At 42.9% G+C, this 25,814-nt stretch carries 22 protein-coding genes, 1 rRNA gene and 1 riboswitch; of the genes, 22 read left to right on the forward strand and 1 reads right to left on the reverse strand.

Features of this window, described 5'->3' with window-relative positions; genetic code table 11:
* Positions 1-13 precede the first annotated feature (13 nt).
* From rrf to FQ087_RS20120, 16 genes are all read left to right on the forward strand, one after another.
* A 5S ribosomal RNA gene (rrf, locus tag FQ087_RS20045) occupies positions 14-129 on the forward strand.
* Positions 130-1,282: 1,153 nt separating this feature from the next.
* Positions 1,283-1,804, forward strand: a complete 522-nt coding sequence (locus FQ087_RS20050; RefSeq protein ID WP_149582487.1) for a DUF2179 domain-containing protein — start codon at positions 1,283-1,285, stop codon at positions 1,802-1,804.
* Positions 1,801-1,986 (forward strand): NETI motif-containing protein, encoded by a 186-nt coding sequence (locus FQ087_RS20055; RefSeq protein WP_149582373.1) that lies wholly within the window; start codon positions 1,801-1,803, stop codon positions 1,984-1,986. The genes FQ087_RS20050 and FQ087_RS20055 overlap by 4 nt, the downstream gene beginning before the upstream one ends.
* Positions 1,987-2,092: 106 nt before the next feature.
* A riboswitch (purine riboswitch) is annotated at positions 2,093-2,192 on the forward strand.
* 293 nt (positions 2,193-2,485) lie between these two features.
* Positions 2,486-2,974, forward strand: coding sequence for a 5-(carboxyamino)imidazole ribonucleotide mutase (gene purE / locus FQ087_RS20060; protein ID WP_149582374.1), 489 nt, complete (start codon positions 2,486-2,488; stop codon positions 2,972-2,974).
* The gene (gene purK, locus FQ087_RS20065; RefSeq protein WP_149582375.1) at positions 2,971-4,119 is read left to right on the forward strand and encodes a 5-(carboxyamino)imidazole ribonucleotide synthase; all 1,149 of its coding nucleotides are present in this window, start codon (positions 2,971-2,973) and stop codon (positions 4,117-4,119) included. Before purE ends, purK begins: the two co-directional genes overlap by 4 nt.
* A gap of 199 nt (positions 4,120-4,318) precedes the next feature.
* Positions 4,319-4,573 carry a phosphoribosylformylglycinamidine synthase subunit PurS gene (purS, locus tag FQ087_RS20070; RefSeq protein WP_149582376.1) on the forward strand — a complete coding sequence of 85 codons (255 nt, stop codon included), beginning with the start codon at positions 4,319-4,321 and terminating at the stop codon, positions 4,571-4,573.
* On the forward strand, positions 4,570-5,256 hold the full coding sequence (gene purQ, locus FQ087_RS20075) for a phosphoribosylformylglycinamidine synthase subunit PurQ (RefSeq protein ID WP_149582377.1): 687 nt from the start codon (positions 4,570-4,572) through the stop codon (positions 5,254-5,256). Before purS ends, purQ begins: the two co-directional genes overlap by 4 nt.
* Entirely contained in the window at positions 5,240-7,465 is a 2,226-nt protein-coding gene (gene purL / locus FQ087_RS20080) for a phosphoribosylformylglycinamidine synthase subunit PurL (protein WP_149582378.1), read from the forward strand. The genes purQ and purL overlap by 17 nt, the downstream gene beginning before the upstream one ends.
* Positions 7,441-8,862, forward strand: coding sequence for an amidophosphoribosyltransferase (purF, locus tag FQ087_RS20085; RefSeq protein WP_149582379.1), 1,422 nt, complete (start codon positions 7,441-7,443; stop codon positions 8,860-8,862). The genes purL and purF overlap by 25 nt, the downstream gene beginning before the upstream one ends.
* A gap of 15 nt (positions 8,863-8,877) precedes the next feature.
* Complete coding sequence (purM, locus tag FQ087_RS20090) at positions 8,878-9,936, forward strand: phosphoribosylformylglycinamidine cyclo-ligase (RefSeq protein ID WP_149582380.1); 1,059 nt, start codon at positions 8,878-8,880, stop codon at positions 9,934-9,936.
* Positions 9,933-10,505, forward strand: coding sequence for a phosphoribosylglycinamide formyltransferase (gene purN, locus FQ087_RS20095; RefSeq protein ID WP_149582381.1), 573 nt, complete (start codon positions 9,933-9,935; stop codon positions 10,503-10,505). Before purM ends, purN begins: the two co-directional genes overlap by 4 nt.
* A 103-nt stretch (positions 10,506-10,608) precedes the next feature.
* Positions 10,609-12,144, forward strand: coding sequence for a bifunctional phosphoribosylaminoimidazolecarboxamide formyltransferase/IMP cyclohydrolase (gene purH / locus FQ087_RS20100; protein ID WP_149582382.1), 1,536 nt, complete (start codon positions 10,609-10,611; stop codon positions 12,142-12,144).
* Positions 12,145-12,157: 13 nt separating this feature from the next.
* Positions 12,158-13,417, forward strand: coding sequence for a phosphoribosylamine--glycine ligase (purD, locus tag FQ087_RS20105; protein WP_149582383.1), 1,260 nt, complete (start codon positions 12,158-12,160; stop codon positions 13,415-13,417).
* A 162-nt stretch (positions 13,418-13,579) separates the two neighbouring features.
* Positions 13,580-14,617 (forward strand): LytTR family transcriptional regulator DNA-binding domain-containing protein, encoded by a 1,038-nt coding sequence (locus FQ087_RS20110; protein ID WP_149582384.1) that lies wholly within the window; start codon positions 13,580-13,582, stop codon positions 14,615-14,617.
* 118 nt (positions 14,618-14,735) lie between these two features.
* Positions 14,736-15,584 (forward strand): ABC transporter ATP-binding protein, encoded by an 849-nt coding sequence (locus FQ087_RS20115; protein ID WP_149582385.1) that lies wholly within the window; start codon positions 14,736-14,738, stop codon positions 15,582-15,584.
* Entirely contained in the window at positions 15,581-16,291 is a 711-nt protein-coding gene (locus FQ087_RS20120) for an ABC transporter permease (protein ID WP_149582386.1), read from the forward strand. Before FQ087_RS20115 ends, FQ087_RS20120 begins: the two co-directional genes overlap by 4 nt.
* A gap of 136 nt (positions 16,292-16,427) precedes the next feature.
* Here the strand turns inward: FQ087_RS20120 and FQ087_RS20125 are convergent, their stop codons facing one another.
* Positions 16,428-17,120, reverse strand: a complete 693-nt coding sequence (locus FQ087_RS20125) for a class I SAM-dependent methyltransferase (protein WP_149582387.1) — start codon at positions 17,118-17,120, stop codon at positions 16,428-16,430.
* A 232-nt stretch (positions 17,121-17,352) separates the two neighbouring features.
* Between FQ087_RS20125 and FQ087_RS20130 the strand changes: the two genes are divergently transcribed.
* The 6 genes from FQ087_RS20130 (at position 17,353) to ligA (ending at position 25,814) form a co-directional block, all read left to right on the forward strand.
* A complete protein-coding gene (locus FQ087_RS20130; protein ID WP_149582388.1) occupies positions 17,353-19,071 on the forward strand; it encodes an adenine deaminase C-terminal domain-containing protein in 1,719 nt (572 codons plus the stop codon).
* 9 nt (positions 19,072-19,080) lie between these two features.
* Positions 19,081-20,148, forward strand: a complete 1,068-nt coding sequence (locus FQ087_RS20135) for a DUF3048 domain-containing protein (protein WP_255452476.1) — start codon at positions 19,081-19,083, stop codon at positions 20,146-20,148.
* 27 nt (positions 20,149-20,175) lie between these two features.
* A complete protein-coding gene (locus FQ087_RS20140) occupies positions 20,176-20,496 on the forward strand; it encodes a YerC/YecD family TrpR-related protein (protein ID WP_149582389.1) in 321 nt (106 codons plus the stop codon).
* A gap of 299 nt (positions 20,497-20,795) precedes the next feature.
* The gene (gene pcrB / locus FQ087_RS20145) at positions 20,796-21,488 is read left to right on the forward strand and encodes a heptaprenylglyceryl phosphate synthase (RefSeq protein ID WP_149582390.1); all 693 of its coding nucleotides are present in this window, start codon (positions 20,796-20,798) and stop codon (positions 21,486-21,488) included.
* A gap of 52 nt (positions 21,489-21,540) precedes the next feature.
* A complete protein-coding gene (pcrA, locus tag FQ087_RS20150; RefSeq protein WP_149582391.1) occupies positions 21,541-23,778 on the forward strand; it encodes a DNA helicase PcrA in 2,238 nt (745 codons plus the stop codon).
* A gap of 23 nt (positions 23,779-23,801) precedes the next feature.
* Positions 23,802-25,814, forward strand: a complete 2,013-nt coding sequence (gene ligA, locus FQ087_RS20155; protein WP_149582392.1) for an NAD-dependent DNA ligase LigA — start codon at positions 23,802-23,804, stop codon at positions 25,812-25,814.

A 25,814-nucleotide genomic window follows, 5' to 3' on the forward strand; every position in this document is an offset into this window, starting at 1 on the left:
CAAGCTCAAAGAGTCTGGTGACGATTGCGAAGAGGTCACACCCGTTCCCATCCCGAACACGGAAGTTAAGCTCTTCAGCGCCGATGGTAGTTGGGGGTTTCCCCCTGCAAGAGTAGGACGTCGCCGGGCGCAAGGTCATTGCCAATAGGTAATGGCTTTTTATTTTTGAATTTTATTTTCTTTTATATAGGTGTAAGGTCATTGCCAATAGGTAATGACCTTTTTTGTGTTTATGTTTAATCATTTATGGTCGAAAAACTAGTCGTAGGCTGGAAATATTATATGTTTAAGCACGTCTGTTGATTAACCAAACAAACCAGTACATAACTTGATTACCCTCTGCCTACTACTTGTATAGTTGCACTTGGATCGCTTTAAATTGCTGGTTGTCCTTCATCCGTCGCGCTCCAATTACATAAGTACATAGTGTGCTGAAGATTTTTGGGACGAAAGAGTAGCTGCCCTTTCTCTATGTTTTTTTCTTATTTATTTTAAAGAAGTTTTACTTTCAATAGGGCGACACAAGCTTAGATGCATAATCCTTACTAAAAGTAAGCAAGGAACGCATGGCGCAACGTGTAAGAGTGCCCGAAATTGCATCTTTGGGCACTTACACTCTCCATAGAATGTCATCTATTCTTTTCTTCCAAAACAACCGCATTTTTCACTTGAACATTGTAGGAACGCGACAGGCAACTATTCACAACAGGATTACTAAGGAGGAATGAACTACAATTCCTCCCTCAAAAGTGTGGCAAGAAATAACGGAGTCACTTCTTGCCACACAAGGACCCTCAGTAAATCTGTCATGAATAGTTAGTCGAAAGCGGTACGAAAATGGTCCAGTAAAAATGGAGGTTATCAAGCCCTTCTCACCAGTATTTAATGCGAATATATGGTTAATCAACAGACGTGATGTTGAAGATATGAATACCTGCTAAAATTGAGCGAAGGGAATCTGAATTTCTTTTACGTCTTTGGCGAATGTGTGGTCTTATCTATTCTCTTCAGTGTGTGGTGTCAGCTGCTGTCACAATGCGTTTTCTCCATGTTACTAGTGGAGATTGCTTTACCCTCTTTAGATAGAGCGAAGGTGCCTTCCAGTGTCTAGTACCTGGACACTGGGTAGCCAAAGCTATATGACTAGATGCTGAGGCGGTATTTAATGAAAACATTCATTAAATACAACAATTTTTTGCTTATTCTCAATGTCTTGAAATCATCCTCCATGAGGGATAGGATGATAACTAAGCAGTAATAGGAAGAGGTGGTAATTTTGCAAATGGTACTCATTATCTTCGCCATCAATATCGTTTATGTGACTTTCTTTACAGTGCGCATGATTATGACGTTGAAAGGCTATAGGTATACTGCTGCAGCTATCAGTGTAGTGGAAATTGTTATCTATGTCATAGGCCTTGGTCTAGTATTGGATAACTTGAATGAAATACAGAACATAGTGGCCTATGCAATCGGTTATGGTTGCGGGGTAGTCGTCGGTTCAATGATTGAAGAGAAGATGGCGCTTGGTTATATTACTGTAAATGTAATTTCATCAGAACAAAACTTAAAATTACCGAGTATACTGAGGGGACAAGGATATGGTGTGACTGATTGGGCAGTGAATGGACTAGATGGCAATCGAAGTTCATTGCAAATACTTACGCCGAGAAAATATGAATTGAAGCTTTACGTTGCAATTAAAGAAATAGACCCAAAGGCATTTATTATTTCATATGAGGCAAAAACAATACACGGCGGATTCTGGGTGAAGAGTGTGAAGAAAGGAAAGTTGTTCAAGTGAGTAAAAAAACAGTTTGGTTTGAAGTGGAAGCTGAAGAATCTATTGAGAATTGTTTGAAGAGAATGGCTGCTGAGGGTTATACAGTGGCTGGCCGAAAGGAAGAGCCACTGTTTACAGAAGTGAACGGTGAATATGTACCAGTAAGACAAGTTATCAAGTTTAAAGGTATTCTGACGGAATAATAAACACCACAAACGTCATAAACGCCATAAAGGCGAACGTTTTTAAAGTATCATATACTATTGTTCGTATTTTATATTGACGAACGGTTCTGTTTTTGATAAAATAAAGAAAGTTATTAGAAATCCCCATATATACTGTGGAATTGGCCGCAGTGTTTCTACCAAGACACCGTAATGTCTGGACTATGCGGGAAAGCGACTTTCAGGAATGGTAGCGTAAGGTGTATGGGTACCTATGGATACTTTCACCTTAACGCATATTACAATGTCCTCGAATGATCTGCTTTTCATGCATATGAAAAGCAGATCATTCGAGGATTTTTTATTAGGTAAGTATAAGTTTTACTTTAAATATTATCTAGGCTTCAGGCGCTCGGGTCATAAGCCAGATCGGCTAGGATACAGGACGCGGCGAAATTAGGTTGCCTTCCTTATCCGTCTTATGACAGTCGCTCCTGACCAAGGCGCTTGTACTTTTCTTAAAAGGAGCGGATTATAAGTGGAACCGAAAATCGGTGTCATTATGGGAAGTAAAAGTGATTGGGAAACGATGAAGCATACATGTGACATATTGGATGAACTTGAAGTCCCTTACGAGAAGAAAGTTGTCTCGGCACATCGCACTCCTGATTTTATGTTTGAATATGCAGAACAAGCGCAAGGTAAAGGTCTAGAAATCATTATTGCAGGGGCTGGAGGAGCTGCACACCTTCCTGGTATGGTTGCAGCAAAAACATTGCTACCCGTTATCGGTATACCTGTTCAGTCGAAAGCGTTGAACGGAATGGATTCCTTATTGTCGATAGTTCAAATGCCTGGAGGTGTTCCGGTTGCGACTATGGCGATTGGGAAAGCAGGCGCCGTCAATGCAGGGCTTCTTGCAGCACAGATGTTAGGAGTCCATGACAAAACTTTAATGAGACGTATTGAAGAGCGCCGTAACAGAATACGTGATGCGGCACTGGAAAGCAGCGGTGATCTACTATGAAAACAATTTTACCCGGACAAACGATAGGGATCATTGGTGGTGGACAGCTTGGTCGGATGATGGGGCTTGCCGCGAAGGAAGCTGGATTCAAAATCGCTGTGCTAGATCCTGTTATGGATTCACCATGCGGTCAAATTGCTGATATACGGATTGTTGCACCGTACAACGATGAGGCAGCACTTGAGGAACTAGGTGAAGTGAGTGACGTTATTACATACGAATTCGAAAATATTGATTATGAGGGATTAAAACGACTCACTCAAATCGCATATGTACCACAGGGTGCGGAACTTGTCCGGATCACACAGAACCGGATCAATGAAAAAGCAGAAATTACTGCATCGGGTGCACCTGTTGCAAACTATGTAACGGCACAGACGTTTGAGGAACTAACAACAAAAATCGCAGAAGTTGGCTTCCCTTGTATCGTTAAGACTGCATTCGGTGGTTATGACGGAAAAGGCCAAGTGAAAATTGACTCTATAGGAGATCTTCATGAAGCGGAATCACTCTTTGCTCACTCGGCATGTATTGCAGAAGCATTTGTGCCATTTAAGAAAGAGATTTCAGTAATCATTCAACGCAATGCTAAAGGACAATCATATTGTCTCCCGGTTGCTGAAAATATTCATATAGACCATATCCTGCACGAATCAATTGTTCCAGCACGAGTACATGAAAATGTCGTAGTGCAAGCTGAAGTTGCGGCGATGAAAATCGCAGATCATCTCAATCTTGTCGGAACATTGGCGGTTGAATTGTTCGTTTTAGAAAATGATGAAATTATTATTAATGAATTAGCACCACGACCGCATAACTCGGGACATTATTCAATTGAGGCTTGTAACATTTCTCAATTCCATCAGCATATTCGTGCTATTTGTGGCTGGCCACTTCGCAAGCCGATTCTATGGAAGCCATCGATAATGGTAAACGTACTCGGAGAACATGTCGCGCCACTGACGAAGATTGTGACGGATTATCCTGATTGGTCAATCCATTTATACGGTAAAGCAGAAGCGAAAGTAAAACGTAAAATGGGACATGTAACAATCATGACTGACGATATTGAAAAGACATTGAAAGACATTGATTCAACAGGCATTTGGTCTGATACGAGTTTCAAACAGCTCCGTCTTGACTGAATAATTGACGGCAGCTTTTCAACACTTTAACTTAATTCAGCGGGGTTTCCCCCACTGAATTAAGTTAAAGCCTCCGGCGGATGTCACAGATTTTGAAGGGAGTGAATTGAGCAAGCTCAATTCAAAATCTGAATGCAAATACGCCAAGGCATTTTTGATCAAGTAACCTAATCTAATTCCACTTGGGAGGAAAAAAGACATGACGAAAGTAAACGTATACGTAACACTCCGTGAAAGTGTTGTAGATCCACAAGGAATCACTACAAAAGAAGCACTTCAGGTAATGGGTTATAAAGAAGTCGAAAACGTACGCATCGGCAAATTGATTGAGCTTGAACTAGATGGATCAGCAAAAGATATTGATGCACGTGTCAAAGAAATGTGTGAAAAGCTATTGGTCAATGAAGTCATTGAAGACTACCGCTACGAAATTGGGGAGGTTGCGGGTAAATGAAGTTCGCTATTCTTGTTTTCCCAGGATCGGGCTGTGACATCGACATGTATCATGCAGTAAATAATGTTCTCGGCTATGACGCAGAATATATCAGCCATACAGAAGCAAATCTTGACGGTTTTGACGCACTACTAATTCCAAGTGGAGCATCTTACGGGGATTATCTGCGTCCGGGTGCGCTGGCACAAAGTTCACCTGCAATTGCTAGTTTGAAAGCTTTTGCTGAATCAGGGAAACCTGTCCTTGGTGTAGGTAACGGATTCCAAATCCTTGCTGAAGCAGGCCTCTTACCAGGTGCATTCTTACGCAATAAAGGCTTGAAGTTTAGATCAGGCAAAACAAAGTTAACGGTCTTGAATACAGAATCTACATTTACAGCTGGTTATGAAAAAGGGCAAGAAATTTCAATTCCGTTTGCTCATGAATTCGGAAACTACTATGTTGATGAAAAAACAGTAGCAGAATTAAAAAATAATAACCGTATCGTATTTACATATGCGGATGGTAATGCAGATGGCAGCACAGCAGACATCGCGGGTGTGTTGAACGAAAAAGGCAATGTGCTCGGAATGATGCCTCTCCCTGAACGTGCAGTGGAGGAAATCATCGGAGGAACAGACGGATTGTCTCTATTCAATTCAATCTTGAAAAGGTGGAGTGAAAATAATGTCAGCCAAGCATGAACCGAACGCACAACAAATTAAAGATGAGAAATTATACTTACAAATGGGAATGTCAGACGCAGAATTCGAACGTGTAGAAGAGATGTTAGGCCGCCTTCCAAACTATACGGAAACAGGTCTATTCTCGGCATTATGGTCTGAACATTGTTCATATAAAAGCTCGAAACCGGTACTTCGTAAGTTCCCAACTGAAGGAGCACGCGTCCTTCAAGGGCCAGGTGAAGGTGCAGGAATTGTTGATATCGGTGATAACCAAGCAGCTGTATTCAAAATGGAATCCCATAACTCACCATCTGCTATAGAGCCGTTTATCGGTGCAGCAACTGGTGCTGGTGGAGTTCTACGTGACGTATTTTCAATGGGGGCCCGTCCTGTAGCACTCGTCAATTCTCTTCGTATTGGAGAACTATCGAATGCACGTGACCGTTATTTATTCGAAGAAGCGGTGTCAGGTATGGCGAGTTACGGAAATGCAATTGGGATTCCGACGATTGCGGGAGAAGTGCAGTTTGACAATTGTTATTCAAAACGTCCGTTAGTCAATGCGATGGCTGTTGGTATTTTGAACCATGAAGATATTCAAAAAGGTATCGCTGCAGGCGTAGGCAATACTGTCATGTATGTCGGTGCAACAACAGGGCGCGACGGCATCCACGGTGCAACGATGTCTTCAGTTGAAGTCGCTGTAGAAGAAGCAGAACTTCCAGTCATGCAGGCGGGAAATCCGTTTCTTGAGAAACTTCTAATGGAGGCATGCCTTGAACTTGTGAAATCAGATGCACTTATTGGTATACAAGATATGGGTGCTGCAGGTCTTACATCATCTGCTGCTGAAATGGCTTCAAAAGCAGGATACGGCGTGGAAATGAACTTGGATCTGGTACCACAGCGTGAAGAAGGAATGACAGCGTACGAAATGATGCTGTCGGAATCTCAGGAGCGGATGCTTGTTGTCGTGAAAAAAGGCCGCGAACAAGAAGTAACAGACCTATGCGGAAAATATGGAATTGAAGCAGTCTCAATAGGTAAAGTAACAGACGACAAAATGCTTCGTCTTTTCCATAAAGGTGAAATTGTTGCAGAAGTATTAGCAGATTTCCTTGCGGAAGATGCTCCGGTTTACCATAAAAAATCTGAAGAACCTGCTTATTTCAGAGAGTTCCAAGCGATGGAAATGACTGAACCCGTTGTGGCTGATTTGAATGAGACACTTAACGAATTACTGCAACGTCCTACAATTGCATCGAAAGAATGGGTGTATAACCAGTTCGATACACAAGCTAGGTCGAATACGGTAGTTGCACCAGGTTCGTCTGCAGGTGTCATTCGTGTCAGTGGAACGAATAAAGGACTTGCGATGACAGCAGATTGTAACTCGCGATTTGTATACCTCGACCCAGAAATAGGTGGGAAAATTGCAGTTGCTGAAGCAGCGCGTAACCTCATTTGTTCAGGCGCAGAACCAATTGCAGTCACGGATTGCCTGAACTTCGGTAGTGCGGACAAGCCAGAAGTATTTTGGCAGCTTGAGAAATCAGCCGACGGAATTTCTGAAGCATGCCGCAAGTTGAATGCACCTGTCATTAGCGGTAACGTCTCCTTGTCTAATGAAGTGAACGGTGTTCCAATCTATCCAACACCAACGATTGGTATGGTTGGCCTTGTGCATGATCTATCACAAGTAACGACTACTGAATTCAAAAATGCAGGCGATATTATTTTTGTCATCGGGGAAGCATCACTCGATTTCGGTGGAAGTGAATTGCAACAAATGATTGACGGGAAAATTTCTGGTCAAGCGCCGGCAATTGACCTTGAAGTTGAAGCGGCACGTCAGAAAGCACTATTGACTGCAATCCAATCTGGACTTGTTGAATCTGCAACGGACTTATCAGAAGGCGGTTTTGCAATAGCGCTTTGTGAAAAAGCGTTTGGAGCGGAAGGTCTTGGAGCTGGCGTAACAATTTCAGGTTCTGCGGTAACGGCATTATTCAGTGAAACACAATCACGTTTCCTAGTTACTGTAAAAGAAGATAATGTAGCAGCGTTTGAAAAAGCTGTGACAGATGCTATTAAAATCGGTGTAGTAACGGATACTAACCGAATCGTTATCAATGGTGAAAATGGCGTGTTAATTGACGGGACGGTTGATGAACTCCGTTCTGCTTGGAAAGGAGCTATCCAATGCTTGCTGAACTCAGAGGCTTAAACGAAGAGTGCGGTGTGTTTGGTATTTGGGGGCATGATGATGCGGCGCAGATCAGTTATTATGGTCTGCACGCTTTACAACACCGGGGGCAAGAAGGAGCCGGTATCGTTACAAAGGAAGGCAAAAAGTTTCATGTGGTTAAAGGCGAAGGTCTTGTCAATGAAGTGTTTTCCGGCAATGAGATCAACGATTTAAAAGGAAATGCTGCAATCGCGCAAGTACGTTATTCGACGGAGAATGGCCGCGGAATTGAAAATGTTCAACCGCTTGTTTTCCGCTCAACAACAGGTAGTCTTTCGGTCGCTCACAATGGAAACATTGTGAACGCGGTCGAACTACGAGAGCATCTTGAACGTCAAGGCAGTATTTTTCAGACGAATTCTGATACAGAAGTGCTGGCGCATTTAATTAAGAAAAGTAGCGGATCCTTAATGCAACGCGATCGTGTGAAAAAAGCATTGTCGATGTTAAAAGGTGCATTTGCATTTGTCATATTGACGGATGATGGATTAATGGTAGCACAGGATCCAAACGGTTTGCGTCCACTATCTCTTGGTAAATTGGGGGATGCATGGGTTGTGGCGTCTGAGACATGTGCGTTCGATATTATCGGCGCGGAATGGATTCGCTCAGTAGAGCCAGGAGAACTTATCATTATTAATGATAAAGGCATACAGTCGGATCGATTTGCACAAGCTGCAGACTCGGCTATGTGCTCGATGGAATACATCTATTTCGCACGCCCCGATTCGGATATTGACGGTATTAACATCCATTCAGCACGGAAACGTTGCGGCAAACAGCTTGCACGCGAAGTACATATCGAAGCAGACGTCGTCACAGGTGTACCCGATTCAAGCATTTCAGCGGCAATTGGATTTTCTGAGGAAAGTGGAATTCCCTATGAACTGGGTCTCATCAAAAATCGTTATGTTGGGCGCACGTTTATTCAACCGACACAGGAAATGCGTGAAAAAGGCGTGAAGATGAAACTTTCTCCAGTGCGTCAAGTTGTGAACGGTAAAAGAGTCGTTATGGTGGATGATTCGATTGTTCGCGGCACCACTTCAAAAAGGATTGTCAATTTGTTGAAAGAAGCAGGTGCAACGGAAGTTCACGTAGTGATTGCGTCTCCACCACTTGTCAGTCCGTGTTTTTATGGTGTTGATATTAGTACGGATTCAGAACTGATTGCAACAAACAGGACGAATGATGAAATTCGGGAACTGATCGGTGCAGATTCACTTACATTCCTATCTGCCGAAGGATTGATTGGAGCAATTGGAAGACCGGAAAAAACGAAAAATTGTGGACAATGCCTTGCATGCTTTACGGGAGAATATCCTACAGAAATCTATTCGGATACAGTTTTGCCATATAAAAAAGAAATTGTTTGATAGGGGGACTTATGCATGTCGAAGGCTTATGAAAACGCAGGAGTAAATATCGAAGCTGGTTACGAGTCAGTTGAACGGATGAAATCCCATGTTGCGCGTACTGCACGTATTGGTGTTACGGGAACGTTCGGCGGTTTTGGCGGCATGTTCGATTTATCCGCACTTAATTATAAAGAGCCGGTTCTTATTTCCGGTACAGATGGTGTTGGTACAAAGTTGAAACTTGCGTTCATGGCAGATAAGCATGACACGATTGGGATTGACTGTGTCGCTATGTGTGTTAACGACATTGTGGCTCAGGGTGCAGAACCTCTTTATTTCCTTGATTACATAGCGCTTGGAAAAGCTGTACCTGAAAAGGTCGAAGCGATTGTTAAAGGAATTGCGGATGGTTGTGTTCAGTCAGGCGCAGCATTAATTGGTGGAGAAACGGCTGAGATGCCAGGACTTTACGAAGTTGATGAGTATGACCTTGCAGGTTTTGCCGTTGGTGCTTGTGAAAAGAGTAAAATCGTTACAGGTGAAAAAGTTGTTGCGGGTGACGTTCTTGTTGGCATCGCTTCAAGTGGTATTCATTCGAACGGTTTTTCACTAGTCCGTAAAATTGTAATCGAGGATCAAGGCTGTGAAATTGACGGTTTGATTGCCGGATACGAAGAGCTTGGAACGGTTGGCAACGCACTTCTTGAGCCAACGAAAATTTACGCTAAACCTGTACTTCAAATGCATAACGAACTCGATGTCCATTCAATGGGCCATATTACGGGCGGCGGCTTCTACGAAAACTTACCACGTATGTTGGTAGACGGATTCGGAGTGGAAATTGACCTTGGTTCATGGCCGGTACTTCCAGTATTCAAAATGCTGAAAGAAAAAGGCGGATTGTTGGATAAAGATCTGTATAGCGTATTCAATATGGGTATTGGTTTTGTTGTTGCTATCCCTGAAGAACAAGCGAATGCTGCTCTTAAAATTGCAGCTGAGCACGGGGAAGAAGCATTCATTATCGGGCGAGTAATAGAAGGCGAAGGCGTTACATTTACAGGTACGCATGACGGAAGTCTGGCCGAATGAAACAGAAAATGAAGATTGCCATTTTCGCATCCGGAAGTGGCAGTAATTTTGCGGCGATTGAAGAAGCATGCAAAAAAGGTGAGTTGAACGCTGAAATCGTCCTCATGGTGACGAACAAACCTGAAGCATTTGTTGTTGAACGTGCTGAAAAAGCTAGCATTCCAGTTGCAGCGATTCTTCCAAAAGAGTTCGCAACGAAAGATGCGTACGAAGAAGCAATTCTTCATGCACTTCGTGAGTCTGGGGCGGAATGGCTGGTTCTTGCAGGTTATATGCGTCTTGTAGGGCCGGTACTATTGACGGCTTTTCCTTCTCACATCGTTAATATCCATCCCTCACTACTGCCTTCATTTCCTGGAAAAGATGCGGTTGGGCAAGCAGTTTCGCATGGCGTGAAAGTAACGGGTGTAACCGTTCATCTTGTTGATGAAGGAATGGATACAGGTCAGATTCTTGCACAATGTGCTGTCGATGTCGTCGATGGAGATGAAGACAAAACTGCTGAAGCCATTCATGCTGTTGAACATGGTTTATATAAAGATACGTTAAACAAACTTTTTAGCCAGTAATGATAAAGGCTTGGGCCGGCAGGAAGTAGGTCATGCAGTCGTTGCGACAGGAAGTCGCGATTTTAGACTGCTATCCTAATATACAAATTGGAGGGTTTTATTCGTGAAAAAACGTGCATTGCTTAGCGTGTCAGACAAAAACGGTATTTTGGAATTTGCCAAGGAATTGGAAAGTCTCGGTTACGAATTGTTATCTACAGGCGGAACAATGAAACATCTTGCAGACAATGGCGTCGCAGTGACGGCAGTCGATTCAGTAACTGGATTCCCTGAGATTATGGAAGGTCGCGTGAAAACGCTCAACCCGATGATTCACGGAGGACTTCTTGCAAAACAAGACAATCCATCTCACATCTCGCAAATGCTAGAACACGGCATTCAGCCGATCGATGTTGTTTGTGTTAACTTGTATCCGTTTAAAGAAACAATTTCAAAACCAGATGTAACCAATGATGATGCAATAGAAAATATCGATATTGGTGGACCAGCGATGCTTCGTGCTTCTGCGAAAAACCATGCATACGTTACAGTTATCGTAGATGCAACAGATTACGATCAAGTACTTTCCGAAATCAAAGCTGATGGAAAAACGACACTTGAAACGCGTAGACGTTTGGCTGCAAAAGTATTCCGTCATACAGCGGCATACGATGCGCTTATTGCTGGCTTCTTGACGGACCTTACTGGCGAAGAATTCCCAGAGCAGGTTACTTATACATATGAACTAAAACAACCGCTTCGTTACGGAGAAAATCCACACCAAAAAGCAGCTTTCTATAGCCGTCCACTTGGTTCAGATTTCTCAATTGCGTACGCGAAACAATTGCACGGCAAAGAACTTTCATATAACAATATTCAAGATGCGAACGCAGCTATCCAGATCATCAAAGAATTCGATAAAGCAGCTGCAGTAGCGGTAAAACATATGAATCCATGTGGCGTTGGAACGGGCGAAACAATTTTCGACGCGTTCAATAAAGCATATGAAGCAGACTCGACGTCTATATTTGGCGGTATAATCGCATTGAACCGTGAAGTAGATGCTGCAACTGCTGAAAAATTAGCAGGGATCTTCCTTGAAATTATCATCGCACCTGCTTTCACGGAAGAAGCAATTGAAATTCTGACGAAGAAGAAAAATATTCGCTTGATGACAATTTCATTTGATCAACACAAAAAAGACAAATGGAATACAGTCTCAGTTGAAGGCGGATTGCTTATGCAAGAGCCGGATGCATACGGATTTGCGGATGCAGACATTCGTGTAGCGACAGACCGTCAGCCAACTGAAGCTGAATGGGAAGCGATGAAACTTGGTTGGGCAGTTGTTAAACATGTGAAGTCGAACGCAATTGTCGTCACTGATGACAATATGACACTCGGCGTTGGGGCAGGGCAGATGAACCGTGTTGGAGCAGCGAATATCGCGCTAACGCAAGCAGGAGAACGCGCTAAAGGTGCAGCACTTGCATCTGATGCATTCTTCCCAATGGACGATACGGTCGAAGCAGCAGCGCAAGCTGGTATTACGGCAATTATTCAACCAGGCGGATCAGTGAAAGACGAAGATTCGATTAAAAAAGCTAATGAATATGGTATTACGATGGTGTTCACAGGCGTACGTCACTTCAAACATTAAGGAGAGATTTGCATTGAATATACTCGTTATCGGGAGCGGTGGCCGCGAGCATGCGATTGCCAGACAGTTCAATGTCTCCCCTTCAGTAAATAAAGTTTTTGTCGCACCTGGCAATGATGGCATGAAAAACGATGCTGAATGTGTGCAAATTGATGCACTAGATTTTGAGGCGCTTGCTTCATTCGCACAAGAGAATCATGTTGACCTTACATTTGTCGGTCCTGAACAACCGCTTGGGGAAGGAATTGTTGATTATTTTGCTGAACGCGGATTAACAGCATTCGGTCCAACGAAAGCGGCAGCCCTGATTGAAGGAAGTAAGTCATTCGCAAAAGAGCTTATGACAAAATACGATATTCCAACAGCTGCGTACGGAACATTTACCGATGCAGAAGAAGCAAAAGCGTTTATCCGAGAAAATGGTGCACCAATTGTCGTTAAAGCAGACGGACTTGCAGCTGGAAAAGGTGTCATCGTTGCGATGACACTGGAAGATGCGCTTGAAGCTGTCGATGATATGATTGGCAACCAGAAGTTCGGGGAATCCTCGTCACGTGTCGTTATTGAAGAGTTTTTGGACGGTGAAGAGTTCTCCTACATGTCGTTTGTCCATGACGGTCAGATTTACCCGATGGTTATCGCACAGGATCATAAGCGTGCTTATGACGGTGATAGAGGACCGAATACGGGGGGCATGGGTGCTTATTCACCTGTCCCGCAAATTTCGGACGCAGCTGTGAAAGAAGCGTACGATAAAGTCGTTGTTCCGACAGTTGAAGCAATGGCTTCAGAAGGGACTCCGTTTACAGGTATTTTATATGCCGGTCTTATTTTGACTGAAAAGGGTCCGAAAGTAATTGAGTTCAACGCACGTTTCGGCGATCCTGAGACGCAGGTCGTTCTTCCACGAATGGCATCCGACTTTGGTGAATTCATGACCGCACTTATGGATGGTAAACCGTTTGACTTGCAGTGGGATGACAATGCGATGTTAGGCGTTGTCATTGCTGCAGATAGATATCCAGGAGATGTAGTAAAAGGGGCTGCATTACCTGATCTTGATATTTTGTCAGCACGAGGCTTAGAAGTCTTCCATGCAGGCACAAAATCGAATGGTGCAGGCTTCGTTGGTAATGGGGGACGCGTACTGCTCATTACAGCAAAAGCAGATTCGTTGAAAGAAGCGCAGGTTGAGGTTTATAAAGGCTTGTCTCAATTAGAATGGAACGGATTCTTCTATAGACAGGATATTGGCTGGCGTACGTTTGAATAAATGAAAAGACCACTAACTTAGTAATGAGTTAGTGGTCTTTTTCACGTTTACGAAACATCTAATCAAGTAATAAAGAAATAAGGATGGATAGAATAATGAGTTGCAAAATTTACCAAATTATTTATACTTAAGGTGATGCTTTAACAGAAAGGTGAAGAGACAATGGGTTTGCAATTTTCTAGCGTGGAGAAAAGATTAAATGATTCACTCATTTTCCCTGAATTTAACTTACATAGTGCTAGCCATCAAGTAACGGCGATTTACTCCAGTCTTAATGTACGTAACACGCTTTTGCAGATGCTTACAAAGGAAATACCTATTTTAAATGGCGAAATATACATAAATGATGTAGAAATTTCAAAAGTAAATATTCCAGACATCGGTTTTGCATTGCTGAATGAAGGGCAATATGAGCGCTTAACAATTGCTGAAATGCTCAGTTTTTACCGTAAACTGTATAGTGCAGATATATCTACTACAGCGATTTTACGCAAAGTTCACCTTGAAGAGAAGCGAAATATAAGGATAAATAAATTATCTTACTCGGAGCAAAAAAGAATCCAATTTGCGAAGTTACTCATTCAAAACCCTGAGCAGTTCATATTTGAAGAACCTGACCAAAACATCGATATAGAAACACAACGCGTATTGATTATAATGCTGGAAGAGCTGCGTGCTACAGGTAAAAGTGTATTAATAGTAACCGGTAATATGGAGAGTGCAGTCATTTTAGCGGATAAGGTTTTTAGGTTGGATGAAAAAGGTTTGCATGAAATTCAAATAGCCAGGGAATCTGAAGAGGACATTCCTCCAATTTCGGAAGCGAGTGCTGAAATAGATAAAACAGAAATTCAACCAGTCCGATTTGAAAAAATTCCTACGAAGGTAAATGAGAAAATTGTTCTCTTTGATCCACCCGAAATTGATTATATTGAAAGTAACGATGGACAATCTTCGCTTCATATTAACGGGGAGGCATTTCCGACGATGTTCACGATGAATGAGCTTGAGGAACGTTTACAACATTTCGGATTTTTCCGTTGCCATCGATCCTATATTGTTAACCTTCAAAAAGTTCGAGAGGTAATTACATGGACACGGAACAGTTACAGTCTCATTCTAGAAAATGAGAGAAAGTCGAATATCCCGCTGTCGAAAACAAAAATGGCTGAATTGAAAGTGATGTTGGGCCTGAAATAAGCTCCGTTCACCTCCGAAAAGACTCTTTTCACGGGAAATATGCTGTTTTTCCATCGAAAACGGCTTAATCTGAAGATGTAGTAGCGAAAGTACATTTGCATATTTCAGGGGGAGAACAATGGAAAACATCATCGAAGTTCAATCATTGGAGAAAGTTTTTGCGAATCAGACGGCACTTGAAGACGTCAGTTTTTACGTTAAAAAGGGAGAGATTTTTGGATTTCTCGGACCGAGTGGTTCGGGAAAAACGACAACCATAAAAATACTAACGGGCCAATTAAATCAGACAAGCGGAAAAGCGATCGTCTTCGGAGAAGCTGTTTCAAAAATGAAAAAGGGGAATTCAAGAAAGAAAATCGGCGTACTGACAGACAACAGTGGCTTGTATGGCAGGCTATCCATTTATGATAATTTGAAGCTCTATTGTGAGCTGTATGAAGTGTCGGAACAACGAATTGCTGAGGTGTTAGCACTTGTTAATTTAACTGATGAAAAGAAAAAAATTGTTTCCAAACTGTCCAAAGGGATGCTTCAGCGTGTGACACTTGCTCGAACACTCTTACATGAACCCGAGCTTCTATTTCTTGACGAACCGACGTCAGCGCTCGATCCGGTAAATTCGCAACATATTCATGAAGGGCTTCGTAAATTGCAAGCTCGTGGAACGACGATTTTCCTAACGACACATGATATGAATGAAGCGGAATTGCTCTGTGATAGAGTCGCATTTCTAAACAAAGGACAAATCAGACTCATGGATGAGCCAGGGGCATTAAGAAAGCTCTATTCAGATTCAACGATGACTGTGGAGTTGAAAAACAATGAAAAAGTCGTGTTGAAGAGTACTTCGGTAGATGCTCAGCAAATGTTCAACTATATGTCATCAAATCAAGTGGTCTCTATTCATTCAAATGAACCGACACTAGGCGATATTTTTGTAGAAGTGACAGGGAGGAAATTATCATGACATTTTCGATGAGGCGTATCAACGCCATCTTTCAGAAAGACTTCAAGGATATTTCAAGAAACTCAGCTGTTTCGGTTACAGTGCTGATGCCACTTATTATTGCATTTGTTATGGGCAAGATGGGTGATGATATTGCGATTGAAGCGCATTATATGGTCATCAATTTCTCAATGGTTATTGTTGGCTCGTTTGTTCAATGCAGTTTAATTGCTGAAGAGAAAGAGAAGAACACACTTCGCGGTTTAATGTTGTCTCCTGCTTCGACATTGGAAATACTCGGTGGAAAAAGTTTGTTAAGCTTGATAGCAACGATGATTATTGTTGTAATCGGGGCTTTTTTTACGGGCTATCGACCAGAGCATTTTTTTGTTATAGCCATCGCAATCTTGTTTAGTTCTTTCTTTTTCATCGGTTTGGGAACGCTTCTTGGCTTGCTTGCTAAATCAGTTATGGAAGCTTCCGTGATTATTTTGCCCTTTATGTTTGTATTCAGCTTTGGATCGATGATTACGATGTTTGCAGATAAATATCCTATTTTGAATGTGGTGAATTATACACCGAATATGCAACTTATGGAAATTGCAGTAAAGGTTGAAAGTGGAATCGGATTCGGAGGAGTTTGGTTGAATTTAGGCATCATTACTCTTTGGATTATCGGTATTTTTGTTTTGACCATCATTGTGTTCAAGAAAAAAAGAATGGATTGATTCTATCCGTTCTCCTGCGAAGACGCCTTACTGGGGTAGCCGAAGTGATAGGACCGATAGTGATTTTCTATCAGGCTTATCGTGGGAGGCATCCCCAAGCGCCGTAGCGGATTCAATGGAATTTTTAGTGACCCACCTACTCTGCCTTACAAATCCACCCACCAAACATATTCGTCGTGAAGAACTTAGCAATGTTCCCAAATCCAGCTTCTCTTAACAAACGAACAATCTCCTCTTCAGGAATGAAGGAAAGCTTCCGTACGGTTTTCTCCATTTCATCAACATCTGCTACAGTCAAATTTGTCGAATCAAGCCAGTATGCTTTCCATAGAGCGAATAGCTCATTAAATGTCGGATCGCTTGGGTCACCGTACATGGATGCCATAACGAATGGTGCGCCAGGTGATAGGTGATGTCGGATCTTTTTCAGTAGCTTCCTTTTTTCATTGATATCTTCAATGAAATGGAGGACGAGCATACAGGTTGCAGCCCCGAACAGTTTCTCGTCTGTCACATCATTGACAGTTCCTTCGAAGAATTCCACCCGGTCATCCATCTTCAAATCGATTGCCTTCATTCTAGCGATATCAAGCATTGGCAGCGCGGGATCCACTGCAGTAAATGTCCACTCGGGATTAGCGGGACCTAATGTAGCAAGTTCATTGCCGCCGCCCGCCCCAATTATCAATACACTTTCTTGTTGTGTTATATTCGCCCGAAGATAAGCCTGTACAAGTTTGAACATTGAATCGTAGGTGGGCAATGTTCGACGTACTCCTCTGTCGTATTCCATGGCCATTTCTTTATCAAACTGCATCTTGTCCGTCATTTTATCAAATCCAATCGACTGTGATACTGTACTATTTCGTCAAAAGGTAGCAGAAACCTCTACTGCGTGAACGGTTTTGAGAGGTATCTTTCGAAGTAAGCAACATGCCCATCCCTAACTCCCCTCATTGATTATTTGAAACTTCAAAGATGTCTAGTGAACTCCCTATTTATTTCCTCATTGCTATGCTACGATAAATAGTATAATAGTTCAGTTAAAAGGAGAGAGTTGCATGTGGGAGCCTAAAGCAATAAAAGCCCAACTACATATTATTGACGGCAAGAAAGCGCCGGACCTCATTATCACCAATGCAGAGTACTTACATTCAATCTATAAAAAATGGGTGACGGGCAACATTTGGATTGCTGGTGATCGAATTGTTTACGCTGGCAAGGAGATGCCAGCTATGACAGCAGGCGCGGAAATCTTCGATGCTACGGGGAAGAAAATTGTTCCTGGTTATATTGAACCGCATGTTCATCCGTTCCAATTGTACAACCCACGAACGTTCGCGGATTATGCAGCGCGGCTTGGAACAACAACATTCATTTCGGACAATCTTATATTATTCATGTCTCTTGATAACGAAACATCGTTTGGGCTGCTTGATGAGTTGAATAAACTGCCGTTTTCGTTTTACTGGTGGGCGCGATTTGACTCACAGACGATCCTGCAGAATGAGGATGAATTGTTTAATCTAGCGTCTATTAAAGAGTGGATTGAACGTCCAGAAGTGTTGGTGGGTGGAGAATTGACAGGTTGGCCACGTCTCATGGCTGGTGAACCCTCTATGTTAGCTTCCGTAAGTACTGCAAAATTAGGCGGCAAGAAAATCGAAGGTCATTTTCCGGGTGCTTCTGAGCGGACGCTGGCACGGATGCGTCTTCTAGGGACAGATGGCGATCATGAATCGATGACTGTAGAAGAAGTGAAATCTCGGCTACTACACGGGTATGGAGTGACCCTGCGCTATTCGTCCATTCGTCCGGATCTTCCTCATTTAATGAAAGATATTGTTGACCAAGAATTAAATGTGTTTGATCACTTGATGATGACTACGGATGGCTCGACCCCCTCGTTTCACCTTGACGGCGTCATGGATAAATGTATCCGCGCGGCACTTGAAGCGGGAGTTCCACCAATTGATGCATACCAGATGGCGTCATATAATGTAGCGCGTTATTATGATATGGCCGATTTACACGGATTCATTGCGACAGGTCGTTATGCAACGCTAAATATACTGGAGCATGAATACAACCCAGTACCAACGGATGTTTTATCCAAAGGAAAATGGTTGAAACGTGACAATGAACCGACTGAACCTTTCCCGGCAATTGATTGGTCGTTTGTTGAAGCGTTCGCACCGAATTTCGATCTTGATGAATCAGATTTCTCATTTGACAACCCGATCGGAATCGAAATGCTCAACGACGTCATTACGAAACCGTATAATGTGACGATTGACATATCAGGCGATAAACTTGCGGGTGATCACGATGAAAGTTTCCTCATGCTTCTCGATAGGAATGGGAAATGGCATGTTAATACAATTATTAAAGGGTTTGCAACAGGGATTCAAGGCTTTGCATCTTCTTACTCGAATACAGGGGATGTTATCTTGATCGGCAAAGATAAAAAAGAAATGCATAATGCCTTCAAAGAAATTAAACGAATTGGCGGCGGCATGGTGCTTTCGGAAAACGGTGGAATCGTCGCGACACTTCCACTGGCAATTGGCGGCGGTTTATCGGTGGAGCCAGTTCAAAAGTTGATTGAACAGGAGCTAGAATTGAAAAAGGGGCTTGCAGATCGTGGCTACACGAAAGGCGATGCGGTCTACACATTGCTATTCTTACAATCAACACATTTGCCGTACATACGCATCACTCAGATGGGGCTGTACGATGTTATGAAAAAAGAAATTATTGTTCCGGCAAACGGAAGATAGGGGGCACAGATGAAGAAGAAAATGAGGGGTTGGCTATTGTTCATGTCAATCTTAATGTTGCTGTTAGCGGCGTGTTCAAAAGAAGAGAAGGCGGAGGCCGACGATGTACCCGAGCCGATAGAGGAAGAGCAAGAAGAAGTAATTGAAGAAGAACCCGTACAGGGCCCAACCTTGTATAAGGAACCGTTCACTGGTGTTTTATCAGAAGAGGAAAGTAATCGTCGCGCAGTTCTTGCGACGATTAACAACCATCCGCTAGCAAGACCACAATCAGGTATTAGTGATGCTGATATTGTCTATGAACTTGCAGCAGAGGGCAATATCACAAGGCTTTTGGCATTATTCCAAAGTGAATTGCCTGAAGAAATCGGCCCTATCCGCAGTGCGAGGGATTACTTTGTTCAAATCTCAAAAGGACTTGACGCATTTTACGTTGCGCACGGGTATAGCCCTGATGCCAAACAAATGCTACAAAATCGTTTCGTGGATAATATAAACGGCATGCAATATGATGGAACGCTTTTCAATCGATCTAAAGAACGAAGAGCCCCACATAATTCGTATATAACGAAGGATAATGTACTAGCGGGTATGGAGAAGACCAATTCGTCGATAGAGTTGTCAGTAATACCGGCCTTTTCTTTCCTAGAATCGATAGAAGATGCTAAAATAGGGGATATTGCATCGATGCTTGTTGTTCGTTATGGGACAGACCCAGATTTTACAAGCACATATTCCTATGATGCTGAAAAAGGAACGTACAATAGAATGGTAAATGGGATCTTAACAGTCGATAAATCCAACGAAAAACCAGTGGAACTATCTAATATACTTATATTTGAAACAGCTCATCGTACAATCGATAATGTCGGCAGACAGTCAGTTGATATTGAGTCGGGTGGCAAAGGTATGCTGTTCCATGCAGGTATAGAAAAGGAAATCGAATGGGAAAATATTGACGGAATCTTAACACCAATGGAAAATGGTGTTCCCGCGAAACTTGTTCCGGGTAAAACATGGATTCACATCGTTTCCACTCAACCTGGAATGGAAACGTCTGTCACATATACCCCTTAGGAAATCCATTCAGAGAGAGGGAGACTTATGCAGATCGACAAAATCCGTGGTCATCAGACGGACCAATTATTTAAAGCAATGCTCGAATTAAAAGACCTCGATGAATGTTATGAATTCTTTGATGATCTCGTCACAATAAGTGAATTGCAGTCACTCGCCCAACGTCTCGAAGTGGCGCAAATGCTTATGATGAAGAAGACGTACGATAAGATACAAGGTGAGACGGGTGCCAGTACTGCAACAATTTCAAGGGTGCGGCGCTGTGTGGATTACGGCTCTGGCGGCTATGGAAAAGTACTTGGACGCCTATATCCCCAAGTGGATGAAGAGGAAGTTGAGAATAAATAAGTTGTTATCTAGACTTCAGGCGCCAGACGCTAGGGTCATAAGCCATTCCGGCTAGGAAGGATTGAACTGCATCCTTCCCGGAATAGAGCTCCGCGTCGCCGGTCTGTCTTATGCCTGTCGCATCTGAGCAGGCGCCTTTCGCTTTAAATTGTTATCTAGACTTCAGGCGCCAGACGATTTTAGTTGTTATCTAAACTCTAGTCGCTAGACGCTTTTAGTTAGAACCGGACAGGGAAAGAATCTGTCCGGTTTTTTTGGTATACTAGGGAAACGTACATTATAAGATTGGGTGGTCAGACATGGATTTCACTACATGGCGTCATGCCTTTAAATTAGATCCTGAAAAAACAGTGACAGACGAACAATTGGAATTACTTGCAGAGTCAGGAACAGATGGGATTATCGTTGGCGGATCAGATGGAGTTACACTCGATAACGTACTCGATTTACTTGTCCGTATCAGAAGGTATTCTGTTCCGGTTGCACTTGAAATTTCGACAGTTGACTCAGTGACACCGGGTTTTGATTATTATTTCATTCCAACGGTTCTTAACTCTACGAAAGTCGAATGGATTAATGGCCTCCACCATTCCGCGCTCCGTGAATATGGTCATATGATGGACTGGGATGAAATTCAAACGGAAGGGTATTGTATTATGAACCCTGAATGTAAAGCAGCGAAATTGACCGGTGTGACAGAAGTTCCGGACGAAGAGGATGTCATCGCTTATGCTCGCATGGCGGAACATCTTTTCAAATTACCAATTTTCTATCTGGAATACAGCGGAATGTACGGCAATCCAAAAATTGTAGAAGCTGCTTCACGCGTACTTGAAAAAACGCGTCTTTTTTACGGTGGTGGCATAAAGAATACTCAAGATGCAGAAGAAATGGCGGGAGTTGCGGATACAATTATCGTCGGAAACGTCATCTATGAAGATTTCAAGGCGGCTCTGTCAACAGTAGGCGCGGTGAAATCGGTTTCCCGTTAAAACAAAATCAGTGTATAATAAAAGAACAAATGTTCCGAAAGGGCGATAATAGATGAATAAAATAGCAGAAGACTTACTTATAGGTATGAACCCAGAACAGGCTCGTGCAGTGAAAAAAACAGAAGGTGCCCTTCTTATAATGGCGGGTGCTGGCTCCGGCAAAACACGTGTCCTGACACATCGGATTGCCTATCTCGTTGTTGAGAAAAACATTTATCCTTCCAATATTTTAGCGATTACATTTACAAACAAAGCGGCACGTGAAATGCGTGACCGTATCGATGGATTGCTTGGTGCAGGCACGGGAGAACGGATGTGGGTTTCGACATTTCACTCAATGTGTGTCCGGATTTTGCGCCGAGATAGTGATCGAATCGGAATTTCAAAAACATTTTCGATTCTCGATTCAGCCGATCAATTGTCGGTTATTAAAAGCGTTTTGAAAACGTTGAACCTCGATGCAAAACAGTACGAACCACGTTCAATGCTGAATGCTATAAGCTCAGCAAAAAATGAGTGTATTGATGCGGAAATGTACCGCGCGCAAATCAACTCTCACAACCCCTATGAAAAAACGATTGCAGACGTCTATGATGGCTACGCAAAGCGATTGCGCCAAAACCAATCGTTCGATTTTGACGATTTAATCATGATGACGCTTGTCTTATTCGAACGCGTACCGGATGTCCTTGAATTTTATCAAAACAAATTCCAATACATTCATGTCGATGAATACCAGGATACGAATAACGCACAGTATAGACTTGTTAATATGCTGGCGGCTAAATTTAAAAACTTATGTGTTGTTGGAGATTCTGACCAATCTATCTATAGATGGCGCGGTGCGGACATCGGCAATATTCTGTCCTTTGAAAAAGACTATAAAAATGCCGAAATGATCATGCTTGAGCAAAATTATCGCTCGACGCAACGAATCCTACAAGCAGCGAATGACGTCATAACAAATAACAAAAGTCGCTATGATAAAAAGCTACGTACAGATAATGAAGAAGGCGATTCGATTTATGTCTACAAAGCGAGCGACGAAAAAGATGAATCGCAGTTTGTTGTTGGTAAGATCATTGAGTTGAAAGAGCAGGAGAAATTAAAGCTCGATCAGTTCGCTGTCCTATATCGCACGAACGCACAGTCGCGCGTTATCGAGGAATACCTTGTTAAATCGAATCTCGATTACACAATTGTTGGCGGCACGAAGTTCTATGAACGGAAAGAAATTAAAGACTTGCTTGCATATTTAAAACTCATCTCCAACAATGATGATGATCTTGCACTTGCGCGGATTATCAATGAGCCTAAGCGCAGTATAGGTGCTACATCATTTGATAAAATGGCACGTTTTTCGATTGAACATGACCGCTCTATTTTCGATGCGTTACAAGAAGTTGACTTTATGGGAATCACGGCGAGGGCTGCAAACGAAGTTGCCAAGTTCCGGGAACTTATTGCAGGATTTACTCGAATGCAGGAATACTTATCGGTAACTGAACTTGTTGAGCAAATACTTGATAAATCGGGTTATCGCGAAATGCTTCAACGTGAAAAAACGATTGAATCAGAGAGCCGTCTGGAAAACATCGAAGAGTTTTTATCTGTAACGGAAGCTTTTGAGAAACGTGCAGAAGAAGATACAGGTGACAAATCATTAGTGGCATTCCTGACAGATCTTGCGCTCATCGCAGACATTGATTCACTTGATAAAGAAGAAAATAAATCTACAGAGAAAATCGTCCTTATGACGATGCATGCTGCAAAAGGTCTTGAGTTTCCTGTTGTCTTCATCATCGGGATGGAGGAAAATGTTTTCCCTCACTCACGTTCGATGGGCGATAACGAGGAAATGGAAGAAGAAAGGCGTCTTGCATACGTGGGTATCACGCGTGCGGAGCAAAAACTCTATCTAACTTCCGCATCCTATCGCACGCTTTATGGACGGGCGAGTTATAATAGCCCTTCGCGTTTCATTGCAGAAATCTCGGATGACATTACGGAAATTGTCTCGAAAAATTCTGGATTCTCCATTGGAGGCGGATCCAAGGCACGAAATGAAGCACCTGTACGATCGGCTGTTAAAAAGCCTGTATATAATACGAGCGGCGGAGACAAAATGGGATGGAGCCCGGGCGACAAAGCGGTCCACAAAAAGTGGGGAACTGGTATGGTTGTCAGTGTGAAAGGGACAGGCGAGGAAGTAGAACTGGATATTGCTTTCCCGAATCCAGTTGGCATCAAGCGCCTGCTTGCGAAATTTGCACCAATTGAAAAAGCATGATGGCTGAAGGAGAGAAAAAATCGATGGATCGACTTGAACTCGAAAAACGGGTGGAAGAATTGAATAACCTACTTCATGAGTATGGTCATGCTTATTATGTACTTGATAAACCGCTCACTTCTGATGCAATCTATGACCAATATATGCAGGAATTATTGTCTATTGAAGCGGGAAATCCCGACCTCATTTATCCAGATTCGCCCTCCCAGCGTGTAGGAGGAGAGACATTGAAGGGATTCGGGAAAGTCGTTCACGAGTTCCCGATGCTAAGCCTATCCAATGCGTTTAATGAGGAAGATTTAAGAGAATTTGACAGACGAGTTAAGACGGCAGCAGGTCACGATGTTTCGTATATTTGTGAACTCAAAATAGATGGACTTGCGATTTCGCTTAGATATATCGACGGAAAGTTTGTGCAAGGCTCTACGCGCGGAGATGGTACGGTCGGGGAAGATATCACGGCTAGTTTAAAAACAATCCGGACAATACCACTCAGACTGAAAGAAACTGCTTCTATTGAAGTACGCGGTGAAGCCTATATGCCTAAGAAGTCGTTTATGACATTGAATGCAATACGTGACGAGGCTGGCGATGAGCCGTTCGCCAATCCACGTAACGCAGCGGCGGGCTCACTTCGTCAGCTCGATCCGAAAATAGCTGCGAGCCGAAACTTAGCGATATTCGTTTATGGGATCGGTGGCGATGGCAGTGCATATGGACAAGATAGCCATTCAGATTCACTGGATCACCTCGCTGCACTTGGATTTGAAACGAACAAGGAACGCAAGAGATGTGAAACGATTGAAGAAGTGATTGACTATGTTGGGATATGGGGGGAAAGCCGATCTGCTCTTGATTATGAAATCGATGGGATTGTCGTAAAAGTCGATAACTTCGAAGATCAGGAACAGCTTGGATTTACAGCGAAAAGTCCTAAATGGGCGACTGCTTATAAGTTTCCTGCTGAGGAAGTCGTCACAACATTACTGGATATAGAACTCAGTGTTGGTAGAACAGGTGTAGTTACCCCAACAGCGATACTCGAACCAGTACTAGTTGCAGGGTCGACAGTCGGTCGTGCATCTCTGCATAACGAAGATCTCATTAAAGAGAAGGACGTTCGAATAGGTGACACAGTTATTATCCGAAAAGCAGGAGATATTATTCCGGAGGTAGTCTCTGCAATTGTGGAAAAACGTACTGGCGATGAAGTGCCTTTTGAAATGCCTGAGAACTGTCCTGTATGTGATTCGGAACTCGTCCGAATCGAAGGGGAAGTGGCGATTCGTTGTGTTAATCCGCAATGTCCAGCTCAGATGAAAGAAGCAATCATTCACTTCGTATCCCGCAATGCGATGAATATCGAAGGAATTGGTGAACGGGTAGTAGACCTATTGTACAAGGCGGATCTTGTCCATGACGTCTCGGATCTATATACGCTGACAAGAGAGCAATTGATTGAACTCGAACGCATGGGAGAAAAATCTGTCTCGAAACTACTAACTGCAATCGAAGCATCTAAAGAAAATTCGCTTGAAAAAATGCTCTTTGGACTTGGCATCCGTCATGTAGGCGAAAAAGCGGCAGCGATACTTGCAGAGGAGTTCGGGACACTTGCTGATTTAACGGCAGCCGATGCAGAGCGGCTTATAACCATCCACGAGATCGGGGATAAGGTAGCCGATTCAATTACGACCTATTTTAGCAATGAAAAAGTTCTTGAAGTATTACGAAAGCTGGAGTCTTACGGATTGAATACAGCCTATAAAGGACGCAGGCGGCAAGACGCCCCAACAGACGGATTGTTTTCTGGGAAAACTGTCGTCCTGACAGGAAAACTATCCATTTTAACCCGAGGCGAAGCAAAAGAGAAAATAGAAGCATTCGGTGGAAAAGTGAGCGGTAGTGTGAGTAAAAAGACAGATCTTGTGATCGCAGGGGAAGATGCCGGCTCGAAATTGGCGAAAGCCGAGGAACTTGAAATCACTGTGTGGAATGAAACAGAGTTGATTGAAGCACTTGGCGAAAAGGAGTAA

Origin of the sequence: Sporosarcina sp. ANT_H38 (genome assembly GCF_008369195.1) — a bacterium.
GTDB lineage: Bacteria > Bacillota > Bacilli > Bacillales_A > Planococcaceae > Sporosarcina.

Coding starts and splice junctions, on each gene's coding strand:
- FQ087_RS20050 (WP_149582487.1), top strand. CDS start 1,283: ATGGTACTCATTATCTTCGCCATCAATATCGTTTATGTGACTTTCTTT.
- purK (WP_149582375.1), top strand. CDS start 2,971: ATGAAAACAATTTTACCCGGACAAACGATAGGGATCATTGGTGGTGGA.
- purS (WP_149582376.1), top strand. CDS start 4,319: ATGACGAAAGTAAACGTATACGTAACACTCCGTGAAAGTGTTGTAGAT.
- purQ (WP_149582377.1), top strand. CDS start 4,570: ATGAAGTTCGCTATTCTTGTTTTCCCAGGATCGGGCTGTGACATCGAC.
- purL (WP_149582378.1), top strand. CDS start 5,240: ATGTCAGCCAAGCATGAACCGAACGCACAACAAATTAAAGATGAGAAA.
- purF (WP_149582379.1), top strand. CDS start 7,441: ATGCTTGCTGAACTCAGAGGCTTAAACGAAGAGTGCGGTGTGTTTGGT.
- purM (WP_149582380.1), top strand. CDS start 8,878: ATGTCGAAGGCTTATGAAAACGCAGGAGTAAATATCGAAGCTGGTTAC.
- purN (WP_149582381.1), top strand. CDS start 9,933: ATGAAACAGAAAATGAAGATTGCCATTTTCGCATCCGGAAGTGGCAGT.
- FQ087_RS20110 (WP_149582384.1), top strand. CDS start 13,580: ATGGGTTTGCAATTTTCTAGCGTGGAGAAAAGATTAAATGATTCACTC.
- FQ087_RS20115 (WP_149582385.1), top strand. CDS start 14,736: ATGGAAAACATCATCGAAGTTCAATCATTGGAGAAAGTTTTTGCGAAT.
- FQ087_RS20120 (WP_149582386.1), top strand. CDS start 15,581: ATGACATTTTCGATGAGGCGTATCAACGCCATCTTTCAGAAAGACTTC.
- FQ087_RS20125 (WP_149582387.1), bottom strand. CDS start 17,120: ATGACGGACAAGATGCAGTTTGATAAAGAAATGGCCATGGAATACGAC.
- FQ087_RS20130 (WP_149582388.1), top strand. CDS start 17,353: ATGTGGGAGCCTAAAGCAATAAAAGCCCAACTACATATTATTGACGGC.
- FQ087_RS20135 (WP_255452476.1), top strand. CDS start 19,081: ATGAAGAAGAAAATGAGGGGTTGGCTATTGTTCATGTCAATCTTAATG.
- FQ087_RS20140 (WP_149582389.1), top strand. CDS start 20,176: ATGCAGATCGACAAAATCCGTGGTCATCAGACGGACCAATTATTTAAA.
- pcrB (WP_149582390.1), top strand. CDS start 20,796: ATGGATTTCACTACATGGCGTCATGCCTTTAAATTAGATCCTGAAAAA.
- pcrA (WP_149582391.1), top strand. CDS start 21,541: ATGAATAAAATAGCAGAAGACTTACTTATAGGTATGAACCCAGAACAG.
- ligA (WP_149582392.1), top strand. CDS start 23,802: ATGGATCGACTTGAACTCGAAAAACGGGTGGAAGAATTGAATAACCTA.